The organism is Streptomyces sp. CC0208, assembly GCF_003443735.1.
In the GTDB taxonomy this organism is placed as follows: domain Bacteria; phylum Actinomycetota; class Actinomycetes; order Streptomycetales; family Streptomycetaceae; genus Streptomyces; species Streptomyces sviceus.
The window spans coordinates 88,106-105,214 of record NZ_CP031969.1; the positions used below are offsets into that span (position 1 = coordinate 88,106).

A 17,109-nucleotide genomic window follows, 5' to 3' on the forward strand; every position below is an offset into this window, starting at 1 on the left:
GGCAGCCAGTCGGGCCGCGCCTATGGTGGGAGCCATGGATCTCGACGTGGCGCAAGTACGTGCCTTCGTGCGCACCGCCGAGGAACTGCACTTCGGACGGGCAGCCGGACAGCTCGCCATCTCCCAGCAGGCGCTGTCCAAGAGGATCGCGCGGCTGGAATCTCTGCTCGGCACCGAACTGTTCCAGCGCGGCGGCAACGGCGTACGCCTCACCGAGGCCGGACAGCGTTTCCTCCTACCGGCCCGGCAAGCCGTGGCCGCCGCCGACGCCGCCGTCGCGGCAGTGGTCGTCACGGATGATCCGTTGCGCGTAGACGTCTGGGGTCACCTCTACGCGCCGATGCGGACACTGGCCCAAGTCGCCGGACGGGCCGGAAAGCTGACGTTGGGGCACGGGCGCGATCTGCCGTCGGTGACGACGGCACTGCTGCGCGGCGACATCGACGCGGCCTTCGGCCGGGTTCACCCCCCGCTGCCCGTCGGACTTGCCCACCGCCTCGTCCGCCTCGAGCCGGTGGATGCCGTACTGAGCGAGGACCATCCGCTCGCAGCCGAACCGGCGCTGCGACCGGACCAGCTGCGCGGCAGCATGCTGTGGGCGCCCGGCCCGCTGAACCGACTCGACTTCCTCCACCGGTTCGCCGACCGGTTCGCCATCCAGAACACGGCGACGAGCGTCAACCTGGGACTGGCCCACTTCCTTGCCGAGGTGACGGAAGAGCCGCGACGCTTCTCGCTGGTACCTGCGGATGTGCCACTGCCGGAGGTCCCCGGACTGCGCTCCGTCCCCCTGGTCGATCCCACGCCGCTGTACGCCTGGTCACTGCTGTGGCGCACCGGCAACGGGCACCCGGGACTGAACAGCCTCACCGCCGCCTGCGCGGGAGAAGCTGGGCGCAGGCGATGGCTGGAGTACGACCCGGCTCACGACTGGCTGCCCGAACCACCCACAAGCGATCCTGGCTCCGGATCAGAATGACCTCGTTGCAGACAGCGCCAGTCTGTTTCACAGGTGGTCGCTCGTGAAACACAGGACCGCGCGGCGGTCCAAGGACCCGCTTGCCGCCCGAGGCCAGCTGTCCGATCAGGCGAGAGACCCGTCGGGTCGGAGGCCACCGGCCCGAATACGGTCGGCTCAGCCCGCAACAGGGCCACGTCGGCTAGGCAGTTCCCGCCCAGCGCGAGGGCAAGCGCCACATCGAGCAGGATCTTTCCCGGATCGTGCACCGCCCGCGGCTTGCGCCACCGCTCAAGCGCCGCCGACATCGCCGCATCCAGACCGGTCTTGCGGGCCGTCTCGACCAGCAGCACCGCACCGGCCTGCGAAACCACGCCGCGACCACCGCCCTCGGCGCGGACACGCCGAACAGAACCCGATACGCTCCTTCACCTGGAAAGTGCCTCCGGCGGTGGCGGGAACAAGGACCTCAGCGATCCTCATTCTCGCTGGTCCGAGGCGCTTTCTACGTTCATCACCAACAGATGGACAGCCCACCTCGGAAAGCGCGAGGTTAGGAAGCGCCCTTGCGCAAAGACGCGAGGAGGCGGTCGAGGTCCCCGCGGGCCGTGTACGTACGGATCGGGTCGATGTAGTCGCGAGACTCGATGATCTGACCGTCCCGCACACGCATGACGAAGACGCAGGGCACCTTGGACCTGGAATCGTCCGGCAACGTGAACTCGTAGGCGAACTCGGCGACGATCACTTCAGGATCGGCGGTCTCGTGGACGACGACATCGACGACACTCCTCTTCGGCAAGGACTCCCGCATTTCCGGCGGCACGGTGAAGTGCTCCCGGAGCGCACGCCGACTCGTCAACGGCTCGGACTCCGGCGTCGCCATCGGATGCCGGACATCCGTAACCTCGCCGTACAGGTCAGGCAACTCGCTTGAGTTCCCGTCGGCGACCCCATGAACAAGGCGGAGAAACACCTCACGCGGACTCAGACTCACAAGACCCCCCAAGTGATATACGCACAGGCAGCTACGATCATTATCGCCTGATGCGAGCCGGTGTTGCGGACTGTCTCGGCCAGCAGCACCTCACCTGTCTGATTCCAAGGGCCGACGCGCTGGACGCCACATGCAGATACAGGTCAGCACTCTTCATCCGAGAAGTGCGCTTCCGCAGCAACGTCCAGGACCCTCCACAGGTCCCATCTGTTCAGTCCAGGAGCGCTCCTCGCCTCTCTGATCAACCGGTAGACGGCACTGCTCGTGAAAGCCCGAGGTTAGGGTGACGAAGTCCTCCGAAGTGCTGTCACAGAGCCCCCATAGGTACTCACGCCGCGGCCACCCACTGGTCGCCCGTCCATGCCTGCCGAACTGCTCCCTGTGCCCGAGTGCGGACCCGGGCTGCTCTTTTAAGACGCCATTTCACTTGGCGTGATCTTGCGGCAGTCTGGGGTGGTGACTGCTGCGCTTGTCGAGCGGATGGCGCCGGAAGAGTTGTCCGCCGATTGGCCAAGTGAAATGGCGTCTAATTTCTTCCACGTGAGGGTTGGAACTTCAGGCACGTGTGACCTCGTCAGTTTCCGGGAAGAATGGCTACGTTCACGCGGTCGTGGGGGTGGCAGGTGGATTCGGGCACAGTCATAGCTGTTGCGGCGACGGTCATAGCGCTTGGATCATTCTGGGTCAGCTACGCGCAGGCTAGAGCCACACAACTGCACAATCGTCAGTCCGTCCGGCCCATATTGCAGCTGCGTCACGTCAAGGCGTATGAAGATCACGCGGCAGGCATTCGGATCATCAACGCTGGCCTTGGACCGGGCATCGTGACGAGGGCGACCGTGTGGCTAGACGGGGAGTTAGTTGGGCAATGGAATCTTGAGACTTATCGTCGTGTCGTGGCATCTCTGCCAGTTAGGCCGAAAGTGCACTCATTGCATGTAGGCAGCGTCATTCTCGCTGGCCAGTCGATCTACCTGTTACATCTTGAAGAGTTTAGTGATGCGCGGCACGACTGGTTTTGGGATCTCATCACCCGGCGATTCGTGATCGAGGTCCATTATGAATCAGTTTATGGTGGCGAGGATTTCAAAGTAACGCTAGATAATTTGCGATAAGACGCCATTTCACTTGGCCAGTCGGCGATGACATACGAGGGTCGCGGGGATGGCTGTGAAGGCAAGGAAGTGTTCCGGCTTGTGCTCGTAGCTGCGGTGCAGGCGGCGGCAGCCGAACAGCCAGGACATGGTCCGCTCCACCACCCAGCGGTGCCGGCCCAGCCGCCGGGACGACTCGACGCCCTTGCGGGCAAGGCAGTGCTGGATGCCGTGGGCGGCGAGCCATCGCCGCAGGTGGCGGTAGTCGTATCCCTTGTCACCGTGCAGCTTGGCGGGCCGCCGGCGTCGCGGGCCGCGACGTGAGCGGATGGGTGGGATGCCACGGACCAGCTGGATGAGTGCCCGGCTGTTGTGGAAGTTGGCGGCGGAGATGCCGATCGACAGAGGCAGGCCCTGACGGTCGACGATGAGGTGGATTTTCGATCCCTTCTTATCGCGGTCGGTCGGATTCGGTCCCGTCAGCTGCCCCCTTTGAGGGCCCGGACAATTACCGAGTCGATCGCGCACCGCGACCAGTCCAGCTCCACTCGGGCACCGATTCATCCAGGGCCAGGCGATGAAGCTTGGCCCACACCCTGGCCTCGGTCGGTGAACCGGCGGAAGGCCGTCACCCCGACAGCCCGAAGCCTGGTGGCAGTTGGTTCCAGGTGCAGCCTGAAGTGGCCACGAAGACGATGGCAGCCAACACCTCGCGGTCCCCTCGCCGCCGGTGCCCTCCACTCTGAGGCCGGACCGGTGCCGGCGGCACCACCCGTTGGAACAACGTCCACAACTCTTCCGGCGCCATCCGCTCCACAAGCGCAGCAGTCACCACCCCAGACTGCCGCGAGTTCTGCTGGGGCGCCGGCCTGGAGAGTACGGACACCGGACACGGGCCTCTCCATGCCTTCGACGATGACACCTGGGAGGAGCTCACCGCGGTCGTCGCAGATGTCGAGTACGCGCGGCTCCTATTGCAGTCCTCCGGGACCGCCGTGCCTGCCGACAAGGTGATCCATGTCCTGCGTGACTGGCCGGATCTGCGTCCCGAGTCCGACACTGTCTGACCCTGCGAGCACATGCAGCGGAAGCACCACCCGTCGTCCCAGACCGAACTCCTCGGCCTCGTCGTTACTGAGGACCGCAACTGCTCCTGCAGGGACCCCGGGCAGCGTGGCCACGCGGGACGCCACTGCCAGCAGATCCCTCTCACCGGCTCCGGTGACGAAGAAGACGTAGAGGTCCCCGTCCTCCTCTCCCTCGTCGAAGACTTCCACGTCACCTTGGTCTTCGAGACCGGACAGGAAGTCCTCGACATCCTCGATCCAGGGAAACGGGTAGGAGCCGTCCGGCAGGTCCGGGGTCGGCAGCAACGGCACGTGGATCTCAACAACCATGGTGGGCAGGAAGGCATCCTGCCCTCAGAGACTCTTCCCTGCCCAGCCGGGGGCCGGCCGCGTCAGCAGCCCTGCTGAGGTTGAAAAAGGCTCAGTGCCGTGTCCACGGTTCGGGGTGAAGCCCCCACAACGCGAAGCCCCCACAGGCCGAAGCAACGCCTCGGCGGCGACATTACTTTACACTCCTGAAATAGTCGACGCAGACCTAATATCGACACCAGTCGCGCCAACCCATTCAAACTGGGCCTGGAGAATCCAGACGAAGTCCGGTCGGCTGGCTCGACCGCGAGGTGTGATGTCGGAGGCACCGACAGCCCTGGTCAGGCCACCGGCTCGACGCCTCTGACCAGCACCGGAAGCGTGGAAGCGGTGGCGCACGGTGCTCCGGGACGCGTCACGCGATCCTCCGGGGGCCAGACCCCCGGAGATGGACCAAGCCTCGGCAGGACGTCTTTTCACGCCAGTTTCCGAAAATAACCTCTTGCGGGGCACTCCCACCTATAACTACGATCTTGCGGCAGGGGGTCCACGAAAACTATTTCGTGACGTGTCGATTGAGGTGAAGATTTGAATCGCTGCGCCCAGGTCGCGGCGGACCCTCTCGGCTGTGAATTGATTCACGTTTCCACATTCGAATCCCAGTGGCAACACCAATAATAGACATGGGCATGTCGGGGGATCCTTGAACATCGGGAGTGCATCCATGCAAACAAAAGAATACGTACTTCTGCTCGGAGCCGACCAGTATCTTCGCGAACGAGCCTTCTCGGGAGCAAAACAGGCCGTTGATCTCCCCGTCTGGGCAGCCACGGAAGACTCCGTACGCAAGCTGAACCGCACGTTCGACAACATGCTGTCCGCCGATCCCAAGGACTCGGATTCCCTGCTGAGGGCCATTCACGCACAATCCGCACAGGGCTGGCACCCCAGGATGGTCATTCCGCTCAACGACTGGACCGTCGATTCGGCGAACACCGTGAACCGCGTCCTCGGACTGGGCGGACTGGACGCCACGACGGTGACCAACGCGCGGAACAAGTACGCGATGAAGCAGGCCTTTCTGGCCGCCGGAGTGCAGGCTCCCGACTCCCGACTCGTGCAGTCGGAGCAGGAGTTGCTCGACGCCATCGAGTCCGTCGGTCTGCCCGTGGTCATCAAGCCGTACGACTTCGGCGGCAGCGGCGGAGTCGTCCTGGCCACCACGCGCGAGGAGGCGGTCGCCGGTCTCGCCGAGTCGAAGGCCGTCATCGCGCAGTACGGATCGTCGTTCAACATCCTCGGCGACAAGTATCTCGTCGAGCAGTTCATCGACTCCGACGACGAGGTGTCCGTCGAGGTCCTCTGCGGCGCCGGCCGCGCACAGGTGCTCGCCGTGACCGAGAAGTACCTGTCCCCCCGCCCCTGGTTCGCCGAGGTCGCGCACCTGGTGCCGAGCCACCGCACCGGAGACCCGGTGCTGACCGACCTCGCAGTACGGGCCTGTACCGCGCTGGGCATCGACCGGGGTCTCGCCCATGTGGAGATCAAGTTCGACGCGGACGGGACGGCCTGGGTGATCGAGGTGGCCGCCCGGCCGGGCGGCGACGGGATCATGGACCAGGTCGAGAGGGCGTACTCGCTCAACCCCTACCGACTGCACGTCGGCTCATATCTCGGCTCCGACCTCCTTGACGTCGCCGCCGGCGCGGTGCCCACCAGAACCTCGGCGATAGCGTTCCTCAAGGCCGCGCCCGGACGTATCGAGGACATCCTCGACGGGAAGCCGCTGCCGCCCGAGGTGCGGAGCATCAACATCAGTGCCAAGCGAGGGGACATCTCCCAGGCCGCCAAGAACTGGAGCACCAGGGAAGGCCTCGTGGAACTCGAATGGGACGAACTGTTCAGCGAGAAGACCCAACTGCCAGTGACCATGGCGAACGAGCTGTCCGACCAGATCTTCGTGAGCGGTGAGACGGTCGGCAAGTGACGCGGTACACGCTCTACTCCGGTCTCTACCGGTTCTTCAACGGAGTGGTGCTGCTGCTCCTGAACTGGCACATCGCCTCCTCTCAGGGGGGCGGCTATGACGCACTCGCCATCTCGACGGCGCTCTCCTTCGTACCCGCCGTCTTCGTTCCGCCGCTGATCCGGTTCTGTCCGATCGCCGGCGGGGCCAGGATGACCGCCGCCGGCCTCGCCGGGGTCTCCCTGACCCTGCTCCTGATCGCGGCCGGCTACGACCACGTGCACGTGGTGGTAGCCCTGAACTTCGTTCTGTGGATCTTCTTCTTCTTCCTGGAATCGACCTGGGAGGTCTGGTTCAACGACGAGGCGTCCGGGCTCGACAACGTCGTCCTGCGCAAGCACAGCTCACTGACGATGACCGTCAACCAGGTCGCGCTCATGGTCGGCCCGCTGTTCGCGCCGCTGTTCACGCGCGCGATCCGGGCCGAGGGGGTAGTGGTCGTCTGCGCCGTCCTGTTCGCCGCTGTAGCCGTCATGAGCCTGGGATCGCACCGGACCGCCGCCGCCACGGAACAGACGCTGCAGGAGGCCGACCCGAAGAGCCAGGGCAGCCTCAGCGTCCTGTACCTCCTCGCCTTCATGCTCGTCTGGCCCGTCCTGGGAACGTTCAACCTCATGCTGCCGTTGCAAGCCCTTTCCAACGGCAGGAGCATGCTGACCGTCGGAATCATGGACATGTTCCTCGGCATCGGAATGGCTGTCGCAGGAACCTTCCTGCACCGTCTGACGAAGAGCCTGGGGTCCTGGGTACTGGTGGGAGCCGCTGTTGCAGTGGCCGGGGCGATGGCGCTCTGGTTCTCCGTCCCGGGGTTCGGAGCGCCGCAGATGGTCGCCATCTTCGCCCTCGGATGCGCCTTCGGCTCCATGCGGGTGGTCCTTCGCGCGGAGGCGGCATCGGCTTTCTCGCCACGACAGGTCGGTGCGATCGTGGCGAACGCCAACGCCTCCTCACTCGTGCTGCTGGCCGCGGTCCTGGCGGGCGGAAGGTACTTCTCCTCCCACATCTGGCTGGCCCCGTTCGCACTGACACTGCTGCTTGTTCTCGTGTTCCAAGGAATTCGCAAGGTCCAGAGCAGTCGACTCATATCGATCGAGGTGTCCGAATGACAGTGCTCACCGATTCCCGAGGCGTTCCGCATCTTGTCGACCAGCCGTCGGACATGGAGCTCGTCGAGAGGGGGATCGTCCAACTGGTCTCCATGAAACTGGACCACGAACGATGTCGTCCGTCCGCTCGGCCCACCCCGCCCGTCGCACTCCAGTTGATGCTCGCCGTAGACCTTCTGAGCTCCATGGAGCGGTCAGCGGTCATGCAGGCCGCGACGATCCACGCCTCCCTCGTCAAGACCGGCCTGACTGAACCCCGGACCAGGGCGATGCTCTCCGCCATCGGTTCCTGGGCCGTGGGAGATCTGGTCGGCGCCCGAGACGGCTTCCAGAGCATCCTCGACACGTATCCCGGGGATGCCGTGTCGGTCTTCACTGTGCACATGCTGGACTTCTACCTCGGCGACGCACCGCACATGCTGGCGTCGACGGCGGAGGTCATCGAGGCCTTCACGGCCGACGATCCGGTCGTCGGCTACCTGAACGGGCTGTACGCGTTCGCACTTGAGGAGAACGGTCTGATCCCGGCCGCGATCGAACGCTGCCGGACCGCCCTCGCACTCAACCCCGACGACATCTACGCGATGCACGCGATGGTGCACTGCCTCTACGAGACAGGTCGCCACGAGGAGGGCTCCCGCTACATCCGGGAGTACATGCGCGGCCGGGACGGCTCGACCCCCATGCGTATCCACATCTGGTGGCACTACGCGTTGTTCGAGCTCTACGCCGACAACATCCAGGAAGTACTGGCGTGTTACCGCGTCGGCATCCGCAGGAAAACGTCACTGCGGTCGCCCGAGGACCTCGACGCCGTCACGCTCCTGTGGCGTCTCGCCCTCGTCAGGCCCTCGCTGGACCTCTCCGCCTACTGGCGGTCGCTCTTCCAGGACTGGAAACCCTACCTGGAGGAGAGCTGGTACCTCTTCAACGACTTCCACGCGTACATCACCTACTGCCAGGTCGGGGAATACGGCCGTGCCGACTCCCTGCTGACAGCGGCCCGGACCCGCGACAAGGAGATGTCCGAGGAAATGGTCGACATATTCCTCGGCTTCCGGTCCTTCACGACCGGCGACTACGCCGACGCCTCGGCCCGGCTGGCCAGGTCCTTCCGTCGCGCGTATCCGATGGGCGGCAGCAACGCTCAGCGCGACGTCATCGAACTCACCGGGATCGAAGCCGCTCTTCGCTGCCAGAACTACGAAGTCGCGCAGCACATTCGCGACTTCGGCCGGATCTTCCGGCATCAGGGCCCGGTAGTCCAGGCGTACGAAGACCGTCTGGCGGCTCTGCGCACACCCGAACACCACACGCAGCACCACACACAGGGGGTACTGAAGTGAGCTACTACCAGGCGATTCTCGACGAAGCCGCGCCCGAGGGTACGCAGCTGGCCGAGATCAAACTCGCCGACCGGAACACCGTCTGGCAGCTGGACAGCTCGTCCGGCTTCGCCGCCAAGGTGACCCAGGGACGAGCAGCGGTCTTCATATGTGAGAAGACCGCCGCGCTCACACTGGACACGCTGAAGGAGTGTTGTGCGCCCTTCGGGGTCGGCGAGCCGGTCGAGTGCAACGAGTCGCAGTACATTCTGGCGATCGGACTGCTCGACGACACCACGCTCATGGTGCTGGGCGCGGAAGCGGACGTCGTGGCCTCGCCGGTGGAGTTCTCGCCCACCAGCGACGACGTACGGAGCATCGTCGGCTCGATCGGCGACTACTACTACGGCTACGAGGACCGCTACCGGACCGTGTACGAGAACGGCGCCGAGCTGTGGGAGTCGGCGGAGCCGAACGCCTCGCTCCTCCAGATGATCCGGGAGCGCCCGGACGTCTTCTCCGGACAGATCATCGACCTGGGATGCGGCGAGGGACGCGACTCCCTGTACCTGTTGTCGCAGGGACACGACGTGGTCTCGGTCGATGTGTCGCACTCGGCTCTGGCTCGCGCGCGTGAGCTGGCCACCGCCGCGAACCTGGATGCCTCGGGGTTCGTGGAGCGCGACATCATCTATCTTCGCGGCTTCGGTGAGAGCAGCTTCGACCTCGCCATGAACATGGGCTGCCTCCACATGCTTGTTGACGAGGAGCAGCGAGGCAGTCACATCTCCCGTGTCTTCGACATCCTTCGCCCGGGCGGCCACTTCATCGTGGACCACTGCGCGAGCGAGTGGGGTAAGGGTTTCTTCTCCATTCCGGACTACACGGAGGTCGCGGACGAGCTGGTTCCGGGCCGGGTGATCTCCAGGAGGATCCGGGTCGCGGACGGCGAGAAGAACATCGGCCTGGAGGTACTCCCCTACTCGGAACGCTCCGGTGACGCCCTGGCCGAGGAGATCAGCCGGTACGGCTTCAGCCTGGTGAGCAGCACGCACACCGACACCGAGGCGTTCGGATCCTCGACGATGCTGCTGTTCCAGAAGCCGGAGGGCGGGGAGCGGACTTCCTGATCCGACATCGATTGCCCGCGGCGGTCGGCCGGTTCCCTCCGAGATCCGAGATCCGGGAGCCGGAAGGCCGCCGCTTTTCGGTCACGGCCGGCAGGGCGCCATGCACGGTTCACGCACCGGCTGAGAACCTTTTCCCATGAGTACACCACCGGACGGCTTGCCCATCTACCGTGTCGTAACCGGCCCGGACGACGCCGCCTTCTGTCACCGAGTGAGCGAGGCAATCGACCTCGGCTACGCACTGCACGAAGGCCCCGCTATCACCTTCAACGGCGAGAACGTCATCGTCGCCCAGGCGCTGGTCTGGCGAGCGCTGCCGTAGCGGTCCGCCGAGCAGCGGTGGTCATGGCCGGCCCGTGACACGAAATGGCCCCTTCAACCCCCTCAACGCCAGGGCTCTGTCGGGGCGCTGTCACGCTGTTGGGCGCGTGAGTGCCTGACAGCGTGTTGCAGCGTGGTGGGGCCCGGCTCCGGGCTGTGCTCAGGCCGTGGCGGAGAAGCCGGCGACCTTGGGTGATCTGCTCCCAGATTGCGAAGCGGTCGGTCATCTCGGTGCGGTAGTGGTGTGCGGGCATCAGAGGGCCTCTGGCCTCTGCGCAGGCCCACCAGTGTCGACGGGCGGCGGGCGGTTCCAGCGCGGGCCGCAGCGCTTGATGGAACGCTCAGCGCGGTGGTCGAGGGAGGCGATCGCAAGGTGGACCTCGTTGCGGGCCTGTTTGGTCTGGCTGCCCGTGAGCGGGTCCCGGTCGGCCAGGGTGCGGAGCCGGCGTTCTATGTGCCAGGCGGCGAAGAGCTCCAGGAGCTTGCGGTGCTCGGGATCGCTGACGGTCAACAGTTGCTCGGCGAGCCACCGCTGGAACAGGAGCAATACTCAAGACCTGTGGATCGGTCTGTCGGGTTGAACGCGGAGGGCGTACCTTCCCGAATGATCCTGCGATGGTCACCGAGCAGACCCGCGTTCGCAGCGCGACAATCCCGCGCCGATCACCCGGCACCAGCGGCTCGCGCTACTGCGACAGCTCGTCAACCGCGACGACGTCCCACTCCAGGACCGCGTGGCCGCCACGGAATGCTGCTGGACTACCTGGGACAGCGGCCGAACACCAGGACCGCGACCAACCCCGGTGCCCGATGGCACTTCCCCGGTCGCCGGGCCGGACAACCCATGACCCCGGAAGCAATGGCACCCAGGCTCCGCCATCTCGACTTCCTGACCCGGCCAGGACGAACAGCGGCGATCCGCCAACTCGTGCTCCAAGTCCCGGCCCCAGTGATCGCACGGATGCTCGGCTACAACGACGACCACACCACCCGGATCGCCGAAGAGGTTGGAGGAACCTGGCACCACTACGCCCCCGGCGACCACACACGGTGACGACCTGGGACCTGGCCTATGAATCCCCGCGTCATGCGGCGGCGGTCAAGGCGTCAGCGGGCCGGCAAGAGCGGCTGCTCCCGCCGCGCGGTCTCCGGACCACGAGATCGACGCATCGTCAGTGGGCAACCGGCCCCAGAGCATGAGCAGCAGCCTCTCCGCCGTTCCGGAGATCTCGGCCACCGGCTCGCCCGGACCGTAGGTCCAGGACTGGCCGGTGTCCGTGGTCCGCAGTCGCAGCGCATGGCGCGGTGGTTCAGCCCGTCCGAGCTTGACCTGACGCGGCGCCATCGTGTCGAAGACCTCCGCTACGCCGTCTGCCGCGAATTCTGGGCTGAAAGGGAGAGCCTCTCCTAGGGCGTTCTGCGCGTCCCAGCGGTGGATCAGCATCTCCTGAGCGCGCCGCCGCTGCCAGAAGCCCACCGTGTGTGGCGGGTAGAAGGTCCACGCCTCGATGGCCGGGTCCGTGTCCAGCACGGCGAGCAACTCGTCTGCCGAAGCGTTGAACCAACCACGCACTTCGGCGTCGACGCGCGGTGCGGGCGGCGCCTCGTAGTCGCCGCGCTTGTCGGTGACCGCCGCGGCGGCCCAGCGGTTGCCTCGGCCCATGTGCTCGGCCAGGTCACGCAGCGTCCAGTCCCCGCAATGCGGCACGGGCAAACTCAGGTCGTGCTCGAGGCAGGCGCTGAATGCAGCGGCCTCCTGGCGCAGCAGCTGGAGGTAGGGAAGCGAAGCCATGGGCTGACAGTATCCAGCCTCAACCCGTGGTCCCGCGCCCTCCCAACACGTCGGCTACTACGCCAGCGGGCGCCACGCCCCCTTCCGGTTCCCCGCGGTTCGACCCCGAGCATCCGCGAACCCGTCGGCTTGGCACCCGGCCGACTGGAAGTACGTGGAGGCCGCCGGGTGGATCACGCCCGCGGCCGCCTACGAGCGCGAGGTCGGCCGGCAGTGCCCCGTCACCGCCGCGCTTGTGCGCGCGGTGCGGGACATGCCAGTCGTGGACGGGGAAGCGGCGCGGGGCCTGCCCAAGGGCACAGTCTCGCCGCTGCCCGAGTAGGCGGCCCTCACCCCCACCCGGGCCGCCGTGGTGAAGGCATTCGCGCAAGGACTGGCGGACCGGGCACTGTACGAGGTGTGGGCGTGGAACTCCCCGTACTCCGGGGGCGGGGAACTGGACTGGGAGCGCGTCGACGGCTTGGTCACCCGCGCGGCACTCGCCGCGCCGTTTGCGTTGTCCGTGCGCACCACGCAGCACGGGCGTTCCATCTTCCCGGGGGTCTTCTCCTGGGCGGCGGTGAACCTCGCACCGCCCGAAGTCCGCAAGGATCGGCACTGGTTTGACCTGGGCGTCGGCTTGGACTGGGCCGGTGAACGGATTCAAGGGCGGATTCACGAGATTGACGGATTGCTGCGTCGTAGCCCGGGCGGCGTCCGCACTCCGGCGCCTGCTTCTGAGAGGAGAATTCCTCCCCAGTCGATCACCGACAGACAGGCTACCAACGGGTCCCGTCACCAAGTGCGAATTGATGGGATCATCTTGGCAGTTACACGTGTCAAAGGATCCGTCACTTTGTCGGCCTTCCCACAGCCAGGCCGGTTACCAGCCCCCTAGATTGACGCCCGCACCGAAATGAACCCGGGCGGGACCCGCTACCTCATTGGCGGCATACATCCCATCTAGGCCTTTCAGAAAGGCCTTTTCCGGGAGCCCGGGAACCGTGGCGGCTGAGTTGCGCTGCTTCCACGCTGTCTCACCCCATGCTGATCGGCATTTCGGACCCCCCAAACAACTGAAAGTGCACCAAGTGATGAGATTCCTCCAGCGTTTCGGCCCCGGACTGGCCATCTCTGCTGCGGCGATCGCGTTGAGCACGCCCGGACCGGCCATCGCCGACGAGGCGACCAACGGCAAGGACGCCACGTATTACATCTCGCTCGGCGACTCCCTGACCACGGGCTACCAGCCGGACGTCGACAAGGACACCGACCTCGCCTACACCGACCAGCTCTACGCGCAGCTCAAGCAGCGCACCCCCGGACTGAAGCACATACGCCTCGGCTGCACCGCTGAGACCACCGAGTCTCTGATCAAGGGCGGCAAGTGCGACTACCCGAACGCCAAGTCCCAACTGGACGCCGCCCTGCAGGCCTTGGCCCAGCACCGCGGCAAGGTCGCCTACGTGACCCTCAGCGTGGGCGCGAACGACATCCTCCTCAACTGCGTCAGCCCGGCCGGCACCCTTGACGGGGCGTGCCTGAACAGCCGGAGCCAGACCATGGCGAAGAACATCGCCCAGGTCGCGGGCGCGCTCCGCGAGGCGGGCACGAAGAACACCCAGTTCGTGGGCTCGACGTACTACAACCCGTTCCTGGCGACCTGGCTGCTGGGCGCCGCGGGCCGGCAGGCCGCCAAGGAGTCGGCACCCCTGGTCGGGGCCGCCAACACGGGCATCACCCAGGTGTACAAGTCCACCGGCTTCAAGGTGGCCGACCTGGCCGGGGCCTTCTCCTCGGACGACTTCACCACCCAGGTCAACGTGCCCGGCGCGGGTGAGGTGCCGGCCAACGTGGCCAAGATCTGCCGGCTGACCTGGGCGTGCACGAAGAAGGACCCCCACCCCAACGCCGACGGCCACAAGCTGATCGCCGGCGCCGTCGCGGCGCAGCTCGCCGACAACGACGTGCCCGGTGCGAGTCCGTCCCCTACCCCCGTCCCTGACGACTCGGCCACGCCCGAGCCCGGCACCAGCACGGGCAGCGGCAGCGGCACCGGCAGCGACACGGGAGCAAACCAGCCGTCCACGAACGGAGACCTCGCCGAAACCGGCGCGTCGAGCAGCACCCCCGTCCTCGCGGGTGCCGGTCTCGCCGTCGTGGCGGTCGGCAGCGCCGCGGTCTACTTCGCGCGCAGGCGCCGTACGACCAACGAGAGCTGACAGTCAGTCAGTAAATCCCAGGACGGCAGCAGGCTGCCCGCAATGTCGCGGGCGGCCTGCTGCCCGCCTACGGACGACCGGGCAACCAGGAGGGCGGGCTCGCCCTGCTGCGCAAGGCACAGCGCGCTGGGCACGGTCACACAAGGGTGCTCTCCATCCCCCGCTCCTACGCCCACCAGCTGCTGGCCGATGTGGGGCCGGTGAAGAAGGCCCGCGTTTTGAACTGAGAGGTTTCACATGACTGAACCAGCCGCAGCAGTTCTGGCCCGCTTCAGTGAACAGGCGCTGGGTCTCCCCCTGCCTGTGGGAATCCGCCTCTGGGACGGCAGCACGGCCGGTCCCCAGGACGGGCCGGCCTTCGTCCTGCACAACCGCGAAGCCCTGCGGCGTCTGCTGTGGCGGCCCGGCGAGCTGGGGCTTGCCCGCGCCTGGGTGGCCGGAGACCTCGAGGTCGACGGCGACCTGTACGAGTTGCTGAAACGCATCTCGACGCTGCTGTGGGAACGGGAGGAGTCCGGCGGCCGCACGGCGGCGCTCCGCGGAGCGCTGAGTGTGCTGACCACACCCGGCAGCCTGCGTACGGTGAGTCGGGCGCTCGGCCTCGCGGGGGTCGGGCTCCCGCCGGAACCGCCCGCCGAGGAGGTGGTGCGCCGTCGCGGTCCCGCGCACAGCATGCGCCGGGACAAGGCGGCCATCAGCCACCACTACGACGTGGGCAACGACTTCTACGCCCTGGTCCTGGGCCCCTCGCTCGTCTACTCCTGTGCCTACTGGCAGGGCGACCCGTCCGTCGGCTCCGACAACACTCTGGAGCAGGCCCAGGAGGCCAAACTGGATCTGGTCTGCCGCAAGCTCGCTCTGCGCAAGGGTCAGCGTCTGCTGGACGTGGGCTGCGGCTGGGGCTCGATGGCCCTGCACGCGGCCGGACGCTACGGCGTACAGGTCGTGGGGGTCACCATCTCGGACGAGCAGGCGGCACTGGCTCGTGAGCGTGTTGCCGCAGCGGGGCTTGAGCACCTGGTGGAGATCAGGGTGCAGGACTACCGCCAGATCGACGACTCCCCCTTCGACGCGATCTCCTCGATCGGTATGGCCGAGCACGTGGGCGGGAAGCGGTACCGAGAGTACGCGGACATCCTGCATCAACTGCTGAAGCCCGGCGGGAGGTTGCTCAACCACCAGATATCGCGGCGTCCTGTGCGGGACGAAGGGAAGTACCGGATGGACCCCTTCATCGACCGGTACGTCTTCCCCGACGGCGAGCTGGCTCCCATAGGCTCCACCGTGTCGCTGCTGGAGGAAGCGGGCTTCGAGGTGCGCGACGTCGAGTCCCTACGCGAGCACTACGCCCTCACGCTACGTGAGTGGGTGGCCAACCTCGAAGCGCACTGGGACGAGGCGGTCAAGCTGACCTCGCCCGGGCGGGCGCGGGTCTGGCGCCTGTATATGGCGGCGTCGGCGGTCGGGTTCGAGACCAACACGATGGGCGTCAACCAGGTGCTGGCGGTCAGGACCGGCGGTGACGGCCGGTCCGGCATGCCGTTGCGCAGGGACTTCCTGGGGGCCTCGACCTGGACCTAGACCTAGACCTCGACCTCGGCGCTCGCCTGACGAGGCGTCGGTCCGGTGCCGTCGGTGGGTGGGAGCCGCAGCCCGCCTGACGTGCTGCCTGCTGACACGGTCTTGCTCAACGGTCATGTCTTGACCGTGGACACCTGCGGCAGGATCCAGAAGACCGTCGCGATCCGCGCGGGCCGGATCGTTTGTGTCGGTACCGACGCCGGCGCGAGCCTGTACGACGACGAGCAGACCGAGACGTGCACGTCCGTGCGTCCTTGCAGGAGGACGGGCTGCTCGGGCTCGGCTTCCCTCCCCTATCAGCCGTACACCGTCCCGCAGTTCCTCGTCCGTGGTCAGGGATCACCTCACCAAGACCGCAGAGTCCGAGCCGGACAGCTGGGTGCCAGGCTCGAACCGGGTGCGCCGCGCCACCGACGGCGGGTGCGGCTCTCGCGGAATGAGATCATCGTCGATGATCACAGCCCGACCGATCGGTGCACCGTGACTCCCGTAGATCGAGGTAGAACGCGCTGGTTCCGGCCGCAGCATGACGGTTCATGCGTTGCCGAACGTGGTGCTGCGTGGCGGGGCCGATGATCCCGCTGACCGCGATCCACACCCGTGACGGGGCCTCGGCCAGCACCCGCATCCTCACGATCACCGTCCCCGTCTGCTGCTCCCCGTCTTGCCCGACCAGGCAGTGAAGCCGCCGGTGTGGGGCTTGTCCTTCGCCACCTGTTCGGACGCCACCGTCCCCCACTGCGGCATGAAGTTGCTGAATATGCCGGGAGGTACGGCCAGCGGCGGACCCCCGCGACCACGAGATCACAGATTTTGACGATCTAGAGGCGCCGAGTGGCGGGGCGACCGCGCCAATGTGGTGGCGGCCTGCTTCAGGCCGGGCGTTCGGTGGTGAGGGTGACGCGGCCGTCTGTCCAGGCGGGTAGACGCCGGGCGAGTTTCTTCAGTGACGGGCCCCGGACGTGGTGCAGATGGACCACGAGTCTCGTGCCGAACAGCGCCTGGAAGTGGGTTCCTAGGCCCCGTCCCGTGCCGGTGAACATCTCGTCGGCCGGGACGTCGGGCTGTGGTGGTTCGTTGATCCGGTACACACACAGGGCCTGTCGATCCGGGACCGGTCCGGGGAGAACAGCGACTGCGCGGACCGCCGGCCAGCCCAGTTTGATCACGGGATCGTATCCGAATGCCTGGTGGTACGCGAC

16 protein-coding genes and 2 pseudogenes are annotated in these 17,109 nt (G+C 66.3%); 11 read left to right on the plus strand and 7 right to left on the minus strand.

Annotation, left to right across the window (positions count from 1 at the left end; all coding sequences use genetic code 11):
• Nucleotides 1–34: 34 nt before the first annotated feature.
• Nucleotides 35–979, plus strand: coding sequence for a LysR family transcriptional regulator (locus D1369_RS00460; RefSeq protein WP_037902626.1), 945 nt, complete (start codon nt 35–37; stop codon nt 977–979).
• 119 nt (nt 980–1,098) lie between these two features.
• Here the strand turns inward: D1369_RS00460 and D1369_RS00465 are convergent.
• Nucleotides 1,099–1,332 (minus strand): annotated as a pseudogene (locus D1369_RS00465) (transposase); the annotation flags it as partial.
• Nucleotides 1,333–1,511: 179 nt separating this feature from the next.
• The gene (locus D1369_RS00470) at nt 1,512–1,955 is read right to left on the minus strand and encodes a nuclear transport factor 2 family protein (protein ID WP_346426724.1); all 444 of its coding nucleotides are present in this window, start codon (nt 1,953–1,955) and stop codon (nt 1,512–1,514) included.
• A gap of 590 nt (nt 1,956–2,545) precedes the next feature.
• Between D1369_RS00470 and D1369_RS00475 the strand changes: the two genes are divergently transcribed.
• A complete protein-coding gene (locus D1369_RS00475) occupies nt 2,546–3,070 on the plus strand; it encodes a hypothetical protein (protein WP_106433557.1) in 525 nt (174 codons plus the stop codon).
• Between the two features lie 9 nt (nt 3,071–3,079).
• On the opposite strand, the pseudogene D1369_RS00480 reads toward D1369_RS00475, so the two are convergent.
• Both D1369_RS00480 and D1369_RS00485 read right to left on the minus strand, forming a co-directional pair.
• Nucleotides 3,080–3,881, minus strand: a pseudogene (locus tag D1369_RS00480) (IS5 family transposase).
• A 139-nt stretch (nt 3,882–4,020) separates the two neighbouring features.
• Nucleotides 4,021–4,446, minus strand: coding sequence for a hypothetical protein (locus D1369_RS00485; protein ID WP_237557717.1), 426 nt, complete (start codon nt 4,444–4,446; stop codon nt 4,021–4,023).
• 850 nt (nt 4,447–5,296) lie between these two features.
• On the opposite strand from D1369_RS00485, the gene D1369_RS00490 reads away from it, so the two are divergent.
• From D1369_RS00490 to D1369_RS44455, 5 genes are all read left to right on the plus strand, one after another.
• Nucleotides 5,297–6,412, plus strand: a complete 1,116-nt coding sequence (locus D1369_RS00490; protein ID WP_240436029.1) for an ATP-grasp domain-containing protein — start codon at nt 5,297–5,299, stop codon at nt 6,410–6,412.
• On the plus strand, nt 6,409–7,557 hold the full coding sequence (locus D1369_RS00495) for a hypothetical protein (RefSeq protein WP_007387111.1): 1,149 nt from the start codon (nt 6,409–6,411) through the stop codon (nt 7,555–7,557). Before D1369_RS00490 ends, D1369_RS00495 begins: the two co-directional genes overlap by 4 nt.
• Nucleotides 7,554–8,903, plus strand: a complete 1,350-nt coding sequence (locus D1369_RS00500) for a hypothetical protein (RefSeq protein WP_007387110.1) — start codon at nt 7,554–7,556, stop codon at nt 8,901–8,903. The genes D1369_RS00495 and D1369_RS00500 overlap by 4 nt, the downstream gene beginning before the upstream one ends.
• Nucleotides 8,900–10,012 carry a class I SAM-dependent methyltransferase gene (locus tag D1369_RS43605; protein ID WP_240436030.1) on the plus strand — a complete coding sequence of 371 codons (1,113 nt, stop codon included), beginning with the start codon at nt 8,900–8,902 and terminating at the stop codon, nt 10,010–10,012. Before D1369_RS00500 ends, D1369_RS43605 begins: the two co-directional genes overlap by 4 nt.
• 136 nt (nt 10,013–10,148) lie before the next feature.
• Entirely contained in the window at nt 10,149–10,334 is a 186-nt protein-coding gene (locus tag D1369_RS44455; protein ID WP_007387108.1) for a DUF1737 domain-containing protein, read from the plus strand.
• A gap of 252 nt (nt 10,335–10,586) precedes the next feature.
• Here the strand turns inward: D1369_RS44455 and D1369_RS00515 are convergent, their stop codons facing one another.
• Nucleotides 10,587–10,880: a hypothetical protein gene (locus tag D1369_RS00515; RefSeq protein ID WP_007387107.1), complete on the minus strand. Its 294-nt coding sequence runs from the start codon at nt 10,878–10,880 to the stop codon at nt 10,587–10,589.
• Between the two features lie 312 nt (nt 10,881–11,192).
• On the opposite strand from D1369_RS00515, the gene D1369_RS42740 reads away from it, so the two are divergent.
• On the plus strand, nt 11,193–11,387 hold the full coding sequence (locus D1369_RS42740) for a hypothetical protein (RefSeq protein ID WP_158680194.1): 195 nt from the start codon (nt 11,193–11,195) through the stop codon (nt 11,385–11,387).
• 45 nt (nt 11,388–11,432) lie between these two features.
• Here D1369_RS42740 and D1369_RS00520 read toward each other — a convergent pair whose 3' ends face one another.
• The gene (locus D1369_RS00520; RefSeq protein ID WP_007387106.1) at nt 11,433–12,125 is read right to left on the minus strand and encodes a maleylpyruvate isomerase family mycothiol-dependent enzyme; all 693 of its coding nucleotides are present in this window, start codon (nt 12,123–12,125) and stop codon (nt 11,433–11,435) included.
• A gap of 154 nt (nt 12,126–12,279) precedes the next feature.
• Between D1369_RS00520 and D1369_RS42745 the strand changes: the two genes are divergently transcribed.
• The 3 genes from D1369_RS42745 to D1369_RS00540 all read left to right on the plus strand — a co-directional run bounded on the left by D1369_RS42745 (nt 12,280) and on the right by D1369_RS00540 (nt 15,907).
• Nucleotides 12,280–12,447: a hypothetical protein gene (locus D1369_RS42745; RefSeq protein ID WP_162950991.1), complete on the plus strand. Its 168-nt coding sequence runs from the start codon at nt 12,280–12,282 to the stop codon at nt 12,445–12,447.
• 751 nt (nt 12,448–13,198) lie between these two features.
• Nucleotides 13,199–14,326 carry an SGNH/GDSL hydrolase family protein gene (locus D1369_RS00530; protein ID WP_050789825.1) on the plus strand — a complete coding sequence of 376 codons (1,128 nt, stop codon included), beginning with the start codon at nt 13,199–13,201 and terminating at the stop codon, nt 14,324–14,326.
• Between the two features lie 237 nt (nt 14,327–14,563).
• Nucleotides 14,564–15,907, plus strand: a complete 1,344-nt coding sequence (locus D1369_RS00540) for a cyclopropane-fatty-acyl-phospholipid synthase family protein (RefSeq protein ID WP_007387103.1) — start codon at nt 14,564–14,566, stop codon at nt 15,905–15,907.
• Between the two features lie 872 nt (nt 15,908–16,779).
• Here D1369_RS00540 and D1369_RS00545 read toward each other — a convergent pair.
• Nucleotides 16,780–16,998: a hypothetical protein gene (locus tag D1369_RS00545; RefSeq protein WP_158680192.1), complete on the minus strand. Its 219-nt coding sequence runs from the start codon at nt 16,996–16,998 to the stop codon at nt 16,780–16,782.
• Nucleotides 16,999–17,109 lie beyond the last annotated feature (111 nt).

Coding starts and splice junctions, on each gene's coding strand:
- D1369_RS00460 (WP_037902626.1), top strand. CDS start 35: ATGGATCTCGACGTGGCGCAAGTACGTGCCTTCGTGCGCACCGCCGAG.
- D1369_RS00475 (WP_106433557.1), top strand. CDS start 2,546: ATGGCTACGTTCACGCGGTCGTGGGGGTGGCAGGTGGATTCGGGCACA.
- D1369_RS00485 (WP_237557717.1), bottom strand. CDS start 4,446: ATGGTTGTTGAGATCCACGTGCCGTTGCTGCCGACCCCGGACCTGCCG.
- D1369_RS00490 (WP_240436029.1), top strand. CDS start 5,297: ATGCTGTCCGCCGATCCCAAGGACTCGGATTCCCTGCTGAGGGCCATT.
- D1369_RS00500 (WP_007387110.1), top strand. CDS start 7,554: ATGACAGTGCTCACCGATTCCCGAGGCGTTCCGCATCTTGTCGACCAG.
- D1369_RS44455 (WP_007387108.1), top strand. CDS start 10,149: ATGAGTACACCACCGGACGGCTTGCCCATCTACCGTGTCGTAACCGGC.
- D1369_RS42740 (WP_158680194.1), top strand. CDS start 11,193: ATGGCACCCAGGCTCCGCCATCTCGACTTCCTGACCCGGCCAGGACGA.
- D1369_RS00520 (WP_007387106.1), bottom strand. CDS start 12,125: ATGGCTTCGCTTCCCTACCTCCAGCTGCTGCGCCAGGAGGCCGCTGCA.
- D1369_RS00530 (WP_050789825.1), top strand. CDS start 13,199: ATGAGATTCCTCCAGCGTTTCGGCCCCGGACTGGCCATCTCTGCTGCG.
- D1369_RS00540 (WP_007387103.1), top strand. CDS start 14,564: ATGACTGAACCAGCCGCAGCAGTTCTGGCCCGCTTCAGTGAACAGGCG.